Below are 13,613 nucleotides of genomic sequence, written 5' to 3' on the forward strand. Positions count from 1 at the left end.
GTATCATTTTACAACCTTTACCTTTAAACTTGATCCTTTTTCATTCTCTTTATTATCCTTTACAGTAATAATAAATTCATGACCAGATGTCTCAGTTGCATCTAAACTAGAAAGGGCCTCAAAAAAAGCGCCAACAGGGAAAATATATTCAGTGTCACCTGCTGCTGGAACCTTTAAGCCTGGAGCTATATATGATAATATTTCTTCCAAAGAATTATTACCAACTAATTCTACGCCAGTTGAAAAATTTACTCCTTCCAATAATCCTAAAGCATCTTCAAAGCTATTATTATCTGCCTTTATCACAACCATTACACTTTTTATTCCAGCTTCAGCCTTAATCGTAACATTTGCATTTTTCGAAGCATCATCTGGTAATATGTATGTGCTTTGTGGAATAATAACAGAAGGACCTTCTTCTTCTGAATCTTCCGTATCTTCTTCATCTCCTGGTTTCTCCGGCTCACTAGGTTCCGTTACTTCATCATCACCTTCCACCGGAATCTCTACAGTCTCATCTTTTTCTGTAAAAGTAATTTCCACTTTAACCTCTATTCCACCAACGCCGGTATTCGCATCCGGATCCCCAGGCGTCATAGTGATCTTCAGGTCGTCTGAACCGCCCCAAAATTCAGAATCTGCATCTTCAGGTTTAGAAATCAAACGGGTTTCAGAAACCTTTACACTGTCTTTAGTTATCGCCTCTATCTGTACTTTAATGGCAGATACCCCTTCTTGAATCAACCAATATTTTGCTTTTGGATTTTTATCGGCTTCTGTGTAAGTCAAAATATGCTGACTACCATCTGTTACAGTAATATCCCATGTATCAAAGGTATTCAAGAATTCTGTATCATAAACCATCTGAATTTTGGTATTTTCCATCTTACACACCACTTCGGCTGTCTCTGTTACATCCTTCTTAATGGTTAATGGAGTCTGACCGCCATAATAGGGGTTATCCATCACTGCTTCCAAAATACCATTGGTATGTGCTGTAACCGTATAGTTTCCAACCGGCAAAACAATCGGTGATTCCTCCAACATTTTTTCATAACTTTCAAAAATCTTGGTATACTCTACATCTGTTCCCACAATCTCAACAGGAAAATCGTTGGCACTAACAGAAGAATCCTCTGCACGAGAAGAGCCTTGCCCAACAGCGACTCCCAAATCCAGATATCCCACTTCAGAATAAACAATCTCTGTATTACCTTTCAGCTCATCTTTCATTTCACATGAAGCCAGACCGGCCGCCATCAGCATACCGGCTACATATATCATTGTTTGAATTTTTTTCATCAGTATTATTTTTATTTTGTTTCAACTTTCTCGTCTACCCATTCTGAAGGAATCTCAATATCCACTGGAATATCATTGGTGGTTTCATCAACATCGATGACAATACCCAAATTACCTTGCGATACAGTTGGAACAATCTTCATCTTTAAAGCTTCATTGGGGCTCAATTCGTATGACTTATCAATTGTAGTAGTTTTACTTTTCTTGTCTACCAATGTAATCACAGCTTTCACTGATTCTTTCTGACTAACCTTTAAATAAACAGGATCTGTATTAGTCTTTGTCCAAACAAACGAAGCATCCAGATCAGCATTCTCATTCGCTATCGCTAAAGTATGGAAAGCAACCGAATAATCCTGATAGTATTCAGCCATTTTTGTATCAAATTCTACTTTCACACGTGCACAAACAGGCTGACAAGTCACTTCTACTTGTGACTGATCACTATTAACATTGAACGTCTTAATACCTTCAACATACATCCCGGTAGTAGAAGTAGCCTTGTCTTCTCCATAGAAAGCTTTCAGTTCATAACCTCCATTAGTCAATTCTATCACTTCCTCCGGTATATCAGCATATTTCCACTCCATACCACTAACCACCTTTCCATCTTTCAAAATTTGCACCGTATAATTATCCAGATTGGAATAAGCTGATTCATCCACCGCTCTGGATTCAAACTGTGTATCGGTTAAAATATTCAGACTGACAGTTCCATAACCATCGTTATTCATTGGACTGTCCTCCGTCGAAGAGCAGGAAGCCATCAAAGAGAGCATCGCACATACTCCCACGGCATTTAAAAAGACGTTTCTCATCATTATTTAAATTTTCTCTATTTTTCTCAGTTTTTCACGGTGCAAAATAACGACAAACCACTCATCCCTACAAGGTCTGTTTTTTTTATTTTTCGCCAATTTTTCGAGAATCTACCCACGAAATCAGGACCCCAATTGTTCCATTTTTCATTTTCGGGGATTTTCAGACAAGAACTCTCCACACAAAAGAACCGGACTCTCTGCTATTTGAAAGAAACACTTTCCATCGACTTTCAACATCGCAACATCCCCCTATTCTTTTTCAACCGGCTGTTACAAGCTGAACAGGTCCAACCACTTAGCCAGCTGTCAATCAGAGTATTTTCATCGCTATCCACGCACAGGCCTCCGCATCGGCCAAGGCATGGTGATGATTCTCCAACCGGTAACCGCAAAGGGCCGCTACCGTATGAAGCTGATGGTTCTCTGCTTTCGGGAAGGCACGACGGGAAGCCCAAAGGGTATCGTAGAACGTATAATCGGGATAATCCATGCAATAACAACGGAACACCGCTTTAAGGCAACCTTCATCAAACGATTTGTTGTGTGCTACCAGTGGAAGTCCTTCTATCAGCGGAGCGATCTGCGCCCAGACCTTCGGAAAAACCGGAGCAGAGTCGGTATCTTCCCGGCAGAGTCCGTGCACCCGCGTACAGAAATAGGTATAATAGTTCGGCTCCGGCTGAATAAGGGAATAGAAGGAATCCACTATTTCGCCGTTACGTACTACGACTACGCCTACGCTACAGACACTCGTCCGCTCGCTGTTGGCGGTTTCAAAATCAATCGCTGCAAAGTCTTTCATCGTTTGGTATTCTTATGTATTAACGTTGCTGTAAAAAACAACAATCATAATTCCGGCTCTATCACATGAAAAAGCTGTTTTTCCATAATAGAATAGAACTGTAACAACAAGAATCATGGTTCCGGCCTTAGTTTTGAGGCGAAAAAGCGAAGAATCGTTTTCCGGCGAAAAGAAACGCAGGCTGTCTGAGCGAAGCGAGTTCCTGCGTTTCCGACGGAGAACAATTCGTAGCCGCCTCAAAACGGAAGCCGGCGGTTTTTCTTTTTGTTACTTTTTCTTTTGGCCGCCCAAAAGAAAAAGTAAAAGCAATTATCTACCATCAGTCAAAGGTAGCGAATAAAAACGGATTTATCAAAGAGAAAAAGCTGACACAGAAGTTTTTTCATCGGAGAAATTGACACTTTCAGAGATTCTGAGTACTTTTGAAAAACTTAAAATAAAAGAATCATGCTAGCCTATACCTATATCGAACACGGCAAATTCTCCCTGCTGGAGAAACCCGTTCCTCAACTGAAAGACCCGAAGGATGCTCTGGTACGCGTCACCCTGGGAAGTATCTGCACCAGCGACCTCCACATCAAACACGGAAGTGTACCACGTGCCGTACCCGGCATTACGGTAGGCCATGAAATGGTGGGTGTCGTGGAACAGGTCGGCGCAGACGTACACAACGTAAAACCCGGCGACCGGGTAACCGTCAACGTAGAAACCTTCTGTGGAGAATGTTTCTTCTGCCGGCACGGATACGTGAACAACTGTGAAGACCCGGACGGCGGATGGGCCTTGGGTTGCCGCATCGACGGAGGACAAGCAGAATATGTCCGTGTTCCCCATGCCGATCAGGGACTGAACCGCATCCCCGACGAAGTAACCGACGAACAGGCGCTTTTCGTAGGCGATATCCTGGCGACCGGATTCTGGGCGGCCCGCATCTCGGAAATCAAGGAAGAAGATACGGTACTCATCATCGGAGCCGGCCCTACGGGCATCTGTACCCTACTCTGTACCCTGCTGAAACATCCGGAACGCATCATCGTCTGCGAACAATCGGAAGCACGTGCCCGCTTCGTCCGGGAACATTATCCCGATGTTTCCGTAGTCGGACCGGAAGCCTGCAAGGAATATGTCCGGCAGCACAGCAGCCACGGGGGTGCCGATGTGGTGATTGAAGTGGCCGGAGCGGAAGATACGTTTCGCCTGGCGTGGGAATGTGCCCGTCCGAATGCCATCGTCACCGTTGTAGCCCTCTATGACCAGCCACAGATACTTCCGCTACCGGACATGTACGGCAAGAACCTTACCTTCAAGACCGGCGGCGTGGACGGATGTGATTGTGCCGAGATTCTCCAGCTGATAGCTGAAGGGAAGATTGACACGACTCCTCTCATCACCCATCGTTTCCCACTGAATGAAATTGAAGAGGCTTACCGCATTTTCGAAAATCGTCTGGATGGGGTGATTAAGGTTGCGATAACGGGGGTATGATTTTACTTTTTCTTTTTGGTGTCAAAAAGAAAAAGCTAACAAAAAGAAAAAACACCGGCTTCCGTTTTGAGGCGGCTCCGGAACAGTTTTCGTCGAAAGCGCAGGAACTCGCTTCGCTCAAACAGCCTGCGCTTCTTTTCGCCGAAATCCATTCCTGCACTTTTCGCATCAAAACTAAGGCCGGATTTTTTATCTCATCGAATCCCTGCAAAATGCACGATTCTAATAATTCATCGAAACAATCTTCATTGTTCGTCAGAATCTATTCCTACACTTTTCGCATCAAAACCGAGGCCGGAACCTTTTGTCTTTTTAAGCGATTCCCAACAGTTCGATTTCGAAAATCAGGGTCGAACCGCCGGGAATACCGGGTTGTGAGAACTTGCCATATCCCATTTCGGAAGGGATGTAAACTTCCCACTTATCGCCAACGCACATCTGCTGCATGGCAATAATCCACCCTTCTATCAAGTCACTCAACCGGAATGCGATGGGAGCTCCACCCCGACTGCTGTCGAACTTCTTGCCGTTGATGGTCCAACCGCTATAATGGGCTGTCACGATGCTCCGGGGAGTAGGATGCTTGCCATCGTCGGCTCCCTTCGTCAATACCTTATAATAAATGCCTTTGGGCAACGGTTGCACCCCTTCTTCGGCAGCCTTGGCCGCCAGCCAATCTTTGTTGGCCTGGATGTATTCTTTCTTTGCCATATTTGAATAAATTGAAAAACGTGGATAAAGATAGGCATTTTTCACTACCTTTGAAACTGGAAGACGTAACGAATATTGAAACCAGAAAGAAAATCCATGCGGATGGTCTGTCAGGTTTCCCCGTCAACTCCCTGTTGAGAGTCATCGGATACGGGCTTTACATGTCTTTTAAACGACGGATAAAAACCTTTTAAATACAGTTTCTATGAGAAAGAATTTCGGATCAAAAACCTGGTTGTACCCCATGCCCGTATTCATCGTGGCTGCGTACGACGAGAACGGTGTCCCCAATGCCATGAACGCGGCCTGGGGCGGTATCTATACAGACAATGAAGTGGGCATCTGCCTGTCCGAAGGCCACAAGACCACGCAGAATATCCTGGCCACCAAAGCCTTCACCGTAAGCATGGGCACGGCCGAGTTTGTGACCGCCTGCGATTACGTGGGTATCGTTTCGGGCAACAAGGAGCCCGACAAGCTACAGAAAGCCGGCTTCCACACCCAGAAATCAATATATGTCAATGCTCCTATCATCGAGGAACTGCCGATGACACTGGAATGCGAACTCCTCTCGTACGATCCGGAAACCTGCCAGCTGGTAGGAAGCATCGTCAATGTATCAGCTTCCGAAGAAATCCTGGATGAAAACGGGAAAATCGATCCGACAAAACTGAAGCCGATTACATACGACCCCATCCACCACAAATACCTGGTACTGGGCGAACAGGTTGGCAACGCTTTTGCCGACGGGAAGAAACTGGTATAATCCTTTTTCGAATCATTACTTTTGAAACTGACCGAATATGCCATGCTACCTGCTGAGCAAGGACGAGCAAAGCCATACCCACGTCGTTCCGTTATTGACCCGTAAAAAATAAACAGATACATGGAAAACAGAAGACTGTCGGCTTCCATAGCCCGAAAAATCCAACGGATGCTGGAGGGAGAAACCCTTCCTTCCAGTACCCTTCCCTCCTGGATAGCCCAGGAACTGCTGGAAGAGGGGTTGCTCAGTGTATTGTCCAAAGGCAGCCGGAAATCTTACCGCCTCATTGATGCGGAGGCTTGCATGCAGTACATCGGCAACCGGTATACCGGCGGAGCGACGCTGTCCCGATGGATAGAAGCATTTCGGCGATTTCGACCTGGCGGGTATCCACATCTACCTGACTGAATTCTATCGGTTCCTGGGAAACCGGGCCTCGTTCTTCGTACCGACAGATCTGGAAGAAAGGCTGAAGAACGGCAACAGTACATTGTACAATAAGCAGTACGCCTACTATAAAGAGATGAAAGTCACCGACCCTCGTCTGGAACCGCTTGTAGAAATGATCCATCGCTACCGGCGGGTCTACGAACAGGAAGGTTACCTGGAATAAATGATGCCCGGACATTGCCGGAATCTCCCCAACAATCCGTACCTTTGCCTCCTCATGCGATAAACTTATGAAACTGACCTATCTTTTCCATAGCGGCTTTGCCCTCGAGACAGACCGGTGCATCCTGGTATTCGACTACTGGATGGACCCTGCCCACGTCGTCCCTCGGCTTCTGAAGTCGGATAAACCGATGTATGTCTTCTCCAGCCACTTCCACGAAGACCATTTCAACCGTGACATTTTCTCCTGGAAAGCCGAAAAGTCCAATATCCGATACATCCTTTCGAAAGACATCCTGAAACGGCGCCGCGCGCGGAAGGAAGAGGCCGATGTGTGGCTGGCCAAAGGTGGAACCTGGCAGGACGAATGCCTCCACGTAACCGCTACAGGCAGTAACGACAGCGGTGTATCATGGGTCATCGAAACGGACGGACGCTTCGTCTTCCATGCAGGCGACCTGAACAACTGGTATGCCCGCTTCCTGACCGACGATTATCAGGGAGGCCTCATCCATAGTCCCGAGTTCGGTACGGACATCGACCCGGAAAAGGAAGAGAAACTGTTTCTGGGAGAGCTGAAGGATATCCGGAAACTCACGGACCGTTTCGACATAGCGATGTTTCCCGTAGACGGACGCATCGGCAACGGTTATACCCGGGGCGGACGACAGTTCATCGAACGCTTCCAGGTAGGATTGTTCGTTCCCATGCACTTTGTGGCGAGCGGTTTCGAATCGGCTGCCCGAATGAAGGAATTTACTGATGCCCGTAACATTCCCTTCTGGAGCATCGACAAAGAAGGAGCTTCCATGGAATACTAAACACGAATAAAAACAGAACATGAAACAGATAGAAGTAGTAGCGGCGGTCATCTGCCACAACGGAAAATTTTTCGCCACCCAGCGCGGTTATGGCGAATTCAAAGACTTTTGGGAGTTCCCCGGAGGAAAAATGGAACCCGGTGAAACACGTGAAGAAGCTCTGAAACGGGAAATCCGCGAAGAACTCGATACGGAAATTTCAGTCGATACTTTCCTCACCACGGTAGAATACCCCTACCCTGCTTTTCACCTGACCATGCACTGCTTCTTCTGCTCCGTCCGCTCCGGTCACCTGGAACTGAAGGAACATGAGAATGCAGCCTGGCTACGGTTGGAGGAACTGGACAATGTAAATTGGTTGCCGGCCGATGTGGAAGTGGTGAAGGCGATAAAGAATCATTGATGCTTCTCCTGATATTCATTCTGCGAATTCTGATTTCCGGCCTCAGATGGATAAAGTCACTGATTTTTTCACCTTAAAACAGCAAACCAAGTTTCTTTTGCTGATGAGTCATCGTTCATGGTAGGGACGGGGTCAGCCTGCCCGAATGCATCCATATTACTGAACAACCCTAAAATCAATTTACCACATTTCCTACCAATTTCCCTCCAAAATCGCCCTTCATATCATTATATTTTGTATTTTCAGCCGATAAATCCGATTATTATGCTGAAGAAGGGGATATACGAAAACATCATCAATCAGAGAATGGAGCGGGAGATACGCACTGCCGAAACGGAAAACCTGGTTTGTGTACGTGAAGAGATAGACAATACCGAAGCTCCACAAATGCTGGCGGACTACCTGGCCAAAGCCATCCGGCAGAAGCTTCAGGAAACGGAAGACCTGCAGGACCGCATGGCAATCATCAACCGCATTCTGACAGAGTACGGACTGATAGAAGATGTACAGATCACCGACACCTCGAACCTGCTGATGGAAGTGATGACACAAGAAAAGAACCTGCTCCAGCAAAACAGCCGTTCCGAAACAATCCGTCCCCAATCAGGTTTCCGGGTAAGCAACCTGTTTACCGGCGGAAACAGTGCCCTGTCACTGGGAGAAGAAATCAGGCGGGAAATAGCCAGTGCGGATGAAATTTACTTTATCGTCTCTTTCCTGAAAGTGTCCGGTCTTCGTCTCCTTCTTGAAGATCTGAAAAAATTCTGTGAACGCGAAGGGACCCGCCTGCGTATCATTACCACAACATATTGCGGTGCCACCCAAGGCAAGGCCATCGAGCAGTTGTCCCAGCTTCCTCATACCGAAATCCGAATTTCTTACCAGACCGAAATCGAACGTCTGCATGCCAAAGCTTACATCTTTGTACGGAATTCCGGTATGCATACGGCCTACATCGGTTCATCCAACCTGTCCAAGTCCGCCCAGACCGACGGACTGGAGTGGAACATGCGCGTCACCAGCGTAGAAAATCCGCACATCATCAAGACCGCCCTGGCCACTTTCGATATGTATTGGAACAGCCCGAATTTCGAGGACTTCCGCATCGGAGGCATCCGGAAATTCAACGAAGAACTCCAACGGAACAGCTTTCGGGAAAAAGCCGATAGCCTTGTCTACCAACGTTTCTCCCTACTTCCGCATCAGAAAAAAATACTGGACCGTCTGAAAGTGGAACGCGAAGAACGGCAGAATTTCCGGAACCTGATTGTGGCCGCTACTGGAACCGGAAAAACCGTCATTTCCGCTTTCGATTACCTGACCTTCCGGCGACAAGCTGTACAAGAAAACCGTAAGAGCCGCATCCTTTTTACTGCTCACCGGGAAGAAATTCTTCGTCAATCCCTGAAGACTTACCGCAGTGTATTACAGGATACTAATTTCGGCTCTTTGTGGGTGGGCAACTACCAACCGCAATCGGCAGAAGACTACGGACATCTCTTCGTATCCATCTCCATGTTCAATTCCCGCTTCGAACAGCTGTTCGCCCAATTACCGCCGGATTATTACGACTACATTGTCATCGATGAGGCCCATCACAGTCAGGCAGACAGCTATCGGAAGCTTCTCTCGCACTTTCATCCACGGTTACTCATCGGTCTGACCGCCACTCCGGAACGTATGGATGGCAAAGACCTCCGACCGGACTTTGGAGGACGTATCAGCGCAGAGATACGTCTGCCCCAAGCTCTCCAAGCCGGTCTGCTCACGCCTTTCCAATACCTCTGTATTGCCGATGATACCGATCTGAGCGATGAATCACTCTGGAGCGGACAACGGTACATCACCGAACGTCTGGCCGACAAGCTCTGTCTGCCGGAACGGGCCGGACACATCGTAGAAGCCCTGCACCGTTACCTGGCCGACGAATACACCTGCCGGGCTCTGTGTTTCTGTGTCAACAAGCGGCATGCGGATTTCATGGCCGAACAATTCCAACGGTACGGATTCAACGCCCGAAGTCTGACCAGCGATACTCCACAGCCACAACGGAAGCAATTGGCCGAAGACCTCCGTAACAGCAGGATACATTACCTCTGCGTAGTAGACATCTTCAACGAAGGTGTGGACATCCCCGAAGTCGATACGGTATTGTTCCTCCGCCCCACCGAAAGTCTTACCATCTTCCTGCAACAATTAGGTCGTGGCCTACGCCTGTCCCCAGGTAAAACGGAACTGACTGTCCTCGATTTCGTAGCACAAGCCAATCAGCAATACGATTTTGCCGGCAAGTTCCGTGCCCTCTCCCTTCGACCGGAAAAGAATATTATCCAACAGATAACAGATGGATTCACCTTCCTGCCCGCAGGATGCAGTATCATCATGGAGAAGGTGGCCCGTGAACATATCCTGAACAACATCCAACAGGCTATCTACAACAAGTCACGACTGATAAAAGAAATAAACACATATCATCAGTTGCCCACCCTCACCCAGTTTCTGGAAAACAACGGACAAGACATCCGCATCCTATATACGCAGAACAAATGCTGGACTTCGCTCAAACGTGCGGCTGGACGAATCAGTTACCAAGATACTCCGACCACCCGTCGACTGGAAAAAGGAATGGGTAACCTGGTACATCACAATACATCCTCCTTCCTTCACTTCGTGAAAGACTTTACCCAAGGGAGCAAGGAATATCTGAATAAGAAGAACTTATCTTACACAACCATGCTCTACTACGACCTGTATCAGGAACGAATCGACAAGACCGAGTTCAAGGACGCAGGCATGTATAAGGCACTGGACATCTTACACGAAGAAGAGTACAGATACTTCAAGCAGGAAATGGCGGAAATCGTTTCCTACCGTCTGGAAAATCTGGAGATCACCACCTCTCCGTTAGGTGATACCGTCTTACCGGGTATAGAGTTATACGGATGTTATACACGTGAGGAAATCTTTACACTCACCGGTCGCCAGACTGAAAACCGAAGGATGCAAGGTTCAGTATCAGGAGTATTCACCCTACCGGAGTATAACACAACCTTGCTGTTTGTGACGCTGAACAAATCGGACAAAGACTTTTCTCCTTCCACCCAATACGATGATTACATCATCAACAAGGATTATTTCCATTGGCAATCCAAAAATACGGACGCACACAACAATGCGGGAGGCCAAATCTATACCCGACAACCGGAGAAGCACAACAAGATTGTGCTGTTCGTACGCGAAGAAAAGAAAGATGGTTTCGGAAATACTACACCTTTCCACTGCTTCGGTCTGGTAGATTATGTCTCTTCACACGGCAATTTTCCGATGAACATCACCTGGAAGCTGCATCAGCCCGTTATGGCACAATACCTGAAAGTAGTATAACGCTTCCCTATCTGTAGCTGTTGGAATCCTCGAATCACCTACGGATAACCAACATGCCACGAGCTATCATTCTATCACTAAACAAAAGGAATATCCGACATTTTTCCCATAATTCACCCAAATCAACAACCTGAGGTTCATCCAAAATCCATCAATCAGTACAAGAACGTTAATATCCAGTTTCCCGTAGCTGCAAATATCAGAAGTATAATAGCCTCATCTGTTAAACACACACATTTAATTAACATATCCAGCAAAGTTTCTCCCACGGAAAACGATTAGACAGATGCAGTTAAACGCCTAATTCTTTCCGCTTAAACCCGAAGATACATGCAGTCAAACATCCGGACGTTCTGGGATAGAAGCAAAATGAAGTGAATCTGGATCTGGAACAAGCAGATTCCGGAGCGTTCTTCAAATTACATTTTATCTCATATACGACCATAAAATAAGCACACGAACATCACTTTCTAGCCGTCTATCGGACATCATCTATCAATACGTCCATTTACCTATCTTTTCAGCAACACACCAATTCATGAGAATACGATTTTCATATAAAGCCTTGAGTTGGGGGTAGAATTTCGGATGTACAGGTAGGTAGAATTAACAGAATGACAGAACGACACGTTACTATACAACTGTTATTTACTACCCCGACCAATGAATAAACCAAACATCCTTGCCTAACAAAGGGAAGAAACATAAATTACTGAAGGAATATCTCAAAATATCGAATCAAATCCTTGTCCAAGTAAAATTCAGACCTTTTTTCAAACAATCCAATCTTTTCTTCCTATATTTGTACATATCATCACATATACCTGTTACTAACCAGTTATTGTAAGAAGATGATTAAAAAAACGGAATTTGTTAGTAACCAAATAAAAACCGCTATGAAAAAAGTTATTTTATCACTTATTCTTGCTACATGCACAGGCATGTTCTGTTCCTTAAATGCTCAAGAGTACAAGATACCTGCCAAGGTAGTCGTAATTACCAAACAAGATGTCAACATCCGCAAAGCACCGCAAACATCGGCAGCTGTCGTGGAAAAAGCCTCAACAGGAGCCATGTATGAGTTAATCAGCCAACAAGGCTCCTGGTATGAAGTGAAAGACATAAAGACCGGAAACAATGTTTATGTATCAGCAACAGTCGGACGTCTGGCTACAGGTAACCAGATTAGCAGGACAGATAAAGGGCTGGTAGAAAAAGAAGAATCCACGGATTTTATTTACCAGAAACAGAAAAAGATGCAGAACGGGGAACAAACCACATCTTACGCATTCTATCAGAAACAGGAAAAGAATATAATTTACGCTACTGTATCACAGACAACCGCTTCAATGACAGGAAGTATGTTTACCCAAGAAGTGTATTATAAAGGCAAACAGATGGGATGGTACCTGTTATTCAACGAAACAATTGACATGGACGGAGCCGTACAAAGCCAACTGGAACAACCGGTCATTGTTTTTGCCAATGGCTCACAAGGAGTAATCATAAACGGAGAAAGCTATAAAAAGGTCAGCAATAGTTTCTGAAAATCTATGTTTCTCAATATGAGAAAACCAATATCCGTTCCGGCTTTGATTTACCAGTCATCAGCCGGAACGGATTTTATATACCCTATTCGATTAAGAGATACGACAACAGCAGTGAGTCTTCCACATCCACATGAACCGAAAACCACGCTACAAAGGAGATGTACCTGATTCGAGAGACAGAGAACACGAAGTCAACAAGCAGAAGTATTGAGAGAAAAAAGATGCTACACATCCATATCCGAACTACATAAAAACATATGCTGACACATGATTTTTCTGTAGGAAGATGTATCTTTGTGGGACAACTTCCTGGGATAAAATGTATATGCCGTGCGTAAAGGATTATACATCAAGACCTAGCAAGTTGAGGATTCAATAGACATTAACCACTAAACCAACATAACTGACATGCGAAATTTCATTACGACACGAGCCGGTGCCTCATTTTATGCAGGCGAAAGGTATACTTTCGTAGTCCGGCAAAACCACCTGGAGCTGGTAATCAAAGTCGGAAAAAATCTGTACGGTGTGGTCTGTATACTGCTTACCGGTCCGGAAACCGTCAGTCTGACATGTAATTGGGGGCATTTCTTTGACCGCGTATATAATCACAAGGAACCGAAAAAGCTGTTGTCCATGTTACAGAAGACCTGCCCTACTGTTTGTGAACTCTTCACCGGAGAAACGCCATACGACTGCATCACACTACCCGATGAAGACCAGCTGGATGCAATATCCATCAGCCTGAAACGGAATATGGAACAAAAGAGTATCTTCTCCCTGCTGGACAATAAAGAAGTGCTGCATGAAGCCGAAAAGCTGTTTGATTTCTGCTGTAAACTGTACAACGAAATCAAAGAGAAATGTCCGTTTGAAGGATGGAAAAAAGGGTTGATGGAAATCTGAAACAGGGAACAGACTCATTCCGCCACCACATATAAACAATCACCCAAGAC

12 protein-coding genes are annotated in these 13,613 nt (G+C 45.8%); 8 read left to right on the forward strand and 4 right to left on the reverse strand.

What is annotated here, in order from left to right; translation table 11 throughout:
- Nucleotides 1–3 precede the first annotated feature (3 nt).
- From C510_RS0108380 to C510_RS0108390, 3 genes are all read right to left on the reverse strand, one after another.
- On the reverse strand, nucleotides 4–1,302 hold the full coding sequence (locus C510_RS0108380; RefSeq protein WP_018710899.1) for a DUF4493 domain-containing protein: 1,299 nt from the start codon (nucleotides 1,300–1,302) through the stop codon (nucleotides 4–6).
- Nucleotides 1,303–1,313: 11 nt separating this feature from the next.
- On the reverse strand, nucleotides 1,314–2,123 hold the full coding sequence (locus C510_RS0108385; RefSeq protein ID WP_018710900.1) for a DUF4493 domain-containing protein: 810 nt from the start codon (nucleotides 2,121–2,123) through the stop codon (nucleotides 1,314–1,316).
- A gap of 310 nt (nucleotides 2,124–2,433) precedes the next feature.
- Nucleotides 2,434–2,925 (reverse strand): exonuclease domain-containing protein, encoded by a 492-nt coding sequence (locus tag C510_RS0108390; RefSeq protein ID WP_018710901.1) that lies wholly within the window; start codon nucleotides 2,923–2,925, stop codon nucleotides 2,434–2,436.
- A 447-nt stretch (nucleotides 2,926–3,372) separates the two neighbouring features.
- On the opposite strand from C510_RS0108390, the gene C510_RS0108395 reads away from it, so the two are divergent.
- Nucleotides 3,373–4,410: an alcohol dehydrogenase gene (locus C510_RS0108395; protein WP_018710902.1), complete on the forward strand. Its 1,038-nt coding sequence runs from the start codon at nucleotides 3,373–3,375 to the stop codon at nucleotides 4,408–4,410.
- 312 nt (nucleotides 4,411–4,722) lie between these two features.
- Here the strand turns inward: C510_RS0108395 and bamJ are convergent, their stop codons facing one another.
- Complete coding sequence (gene bamJ, locus C510_RS0108400) at nucleotides 4,723–5,121, reverse strand: BamJ family beta-barrel-assembly machinery protein (RefSeq protein WP_018710903.1); 399 nt, start codon at nucleotides 5,119–5,121, stop codon at nucleotides 4,723–4,725.
- Between the two features lie 205 nt (nucleotides 5,122–5,326).
- On the opposite strand from bamJ, the gene C510_RS0108410 reads away from it, so the two are divergent.
- The 7 genes from C510_RS0108410 (at nucleotide 5,327) to C510_RS0108445 (ending at nucleotide 13,563) form a co-directional block, all read left to right on the forward strand.
- Complete coding sequence (locus C510_RS0108410; RefSeq protein WP_025892365.1) at nucleotides 5,327–5,887, forward strand: flavin reductase family protein; 561 nt, start codon at nucleotides 5,327–5,329, stop codon at nucleotides 5,885–5,887.
- A gap of 120 nt (nucleotides 5,888–6,007) precedes the next feature.
- The gene (locus C510_RS17870) at nucleotides 6,008–6,295 is read left to right on the forward strand and encodes a hypothetical protein (protein WP_026320160.1); all 288 of its coding nucleotides are present in this window, start codon (nucleotides 6,008–6,010) and stop codon (nucleotides 6,293–6,295) included.
- Between the two features lie 272 nt (nucleotides 6,296–6,567).
- A complete protein-coding gene (locus C510_RS0108425) occupies nucleotides 6,568–7,320 on the forward strand; it encodes an MBL fold metallo-hydrolase (RefSeq protein WP_018710906.1) in 753 nt (250 codons plus the stop codon).
- A 19-nt stretch (nucleotides 7,321–7,339) separates the two neighbouring features.
- Nucleotides 7,340–7,723, forward strand: coding sequence for a (deoxy)nucleoside triphosphate pyrophosphohydrolase (locus C510_RS0108430; protein ID WP_018710907.1), 384 nt, complete (start codon nucleotides 7,340–7,342; stop codon nucleotides 7,721–7,723).
- A gap of 264 nt (nucleotides 7,724–7,987) precedes the next feature.
- Entirely contained in the window at nucleotides 7,988–11,107 is a 3,120-nt protein-coding gene (locus tag C510_RS0108435; RefSeq protein ID WP_018710908.1) for a DUF3427 domain-containing protein, read from the forward strand.
- A gap of 896 nt (nucleotides 11,108–12,003) precedes the next feature.
- A complete protein-coding gene (locus tag C510_RS0108440) occupies nucleotides 12,004–12,654 on the forward strand; it encodes an SH3 domain-containing protein (RefSeq protein ID WP_018710909.1) in 651 nt (216 codons plus the stop codon).
- A 411-nt stretch (nucleotides 12,655–13,065) separates the two neighbouring features.
- Nucleotides 13,066–13,563: a hypothetical protein gene (locus tag C510_RS0108445; RefSeq protein WP_018710910.1), complete on the forward strand. Its 498-nt coding sequence runs from the start codon at nucleotides 13,066–13,068 to the stop codon at nucleotides 13,561–13,563.
- Nucleotides 13,564–13,613: the final 50 nt, after the last annotated feature.

The organism is Phocaeicola barnesiae DSM 18169 = JCM 13652, assembly GCF_000374585.1.
GTDB classification, from domain to species: Bacteria; Bacteroidota; Bacteroidia; order Bacteroidales; family Bacteroidaceae; genus Phocaeicola; species Phocaeicola barnesiae.

Coding starts and splice junctions, on each gene's coding strand:
- C510_RS0108425 (WP_018710906.1), top strand. CDS start 6,568: ATGAAACTGACCTATCTTTTCCATAGCGGCTTTGCCCTCGAGACAGAC.
- C510_RS0108395 (WP_018710902.1), top strand. CDS start 3,373: ATGCTAGCCTATACCTATATCGAACACGGCAAATTCTCCCTGCTGGAG.
- C510_RS0108385 (WP_018710900.1), bottom strand. CDS start 2,123: ATGATGAGAAACGTCTTTTTAAATGCCGTGGGAGTATGTGCGATGCTC.
- C510_RS0108410 (WP_025892365.1), top strand. CDS start 5,327: ATGAGAAAGAATTTCGGATCAAAAACCTGGTTGTACCCCATGCCCGTA.
- C510_RS0108430 (WP_018710907.1), top strand. CDS start 7,340: ATGAAACAGATAGAAGTAGTAGCGGCGGTCATCTGCCACAACGGAAAA.
- C510_RS0108440 (WP_018710909.1), top strand. CDS start 12,004: ATGAAAAAAGTTATTTTATCACTTATTCTTGCTACATGCACAGGCATG.
- C510_RS0108390 (WP_018710901.1), bottom strand. CDS start 2,925: ATGAAAGACTTTGCAGCGATTGATTTTGAAACCGCCAACAGCGAGCGG.
- C510_RS0108435 (WP_018710908.1), top strand. CDS start 7,988: ATGCTGAAGAAGGGGATATACGAAAACATCATCAATCAGAGAATGGAG.
- C510_RS17870 (WP_026320160.1), top strand. CDS start 6,008: ATGGAAAACAGAAGACTGTCGGCTTCCATAGCCCGAAAAATCCAACGG.
- C510_RS0108380 (WP_018710899.1), bottom strand. CDS start 1,302: ATGAAAAAAATTCAAACAATGATATATGTAGCCGGTATGCTGATGGCG.
- C510_RS0108445 (WP_018710910.1), top strand. CDS start 13,066: ATGCGAAATTTCATTACGACACGAGCCGGTGCCTCATTTTATGCAGGC.
- bamJ (WP_018710903.1), bottom strand. CDS start 5,121: ATGGCAAAGAAAGAATACATCCAGGCCAACAAAGATTGGCTGGCGGCC.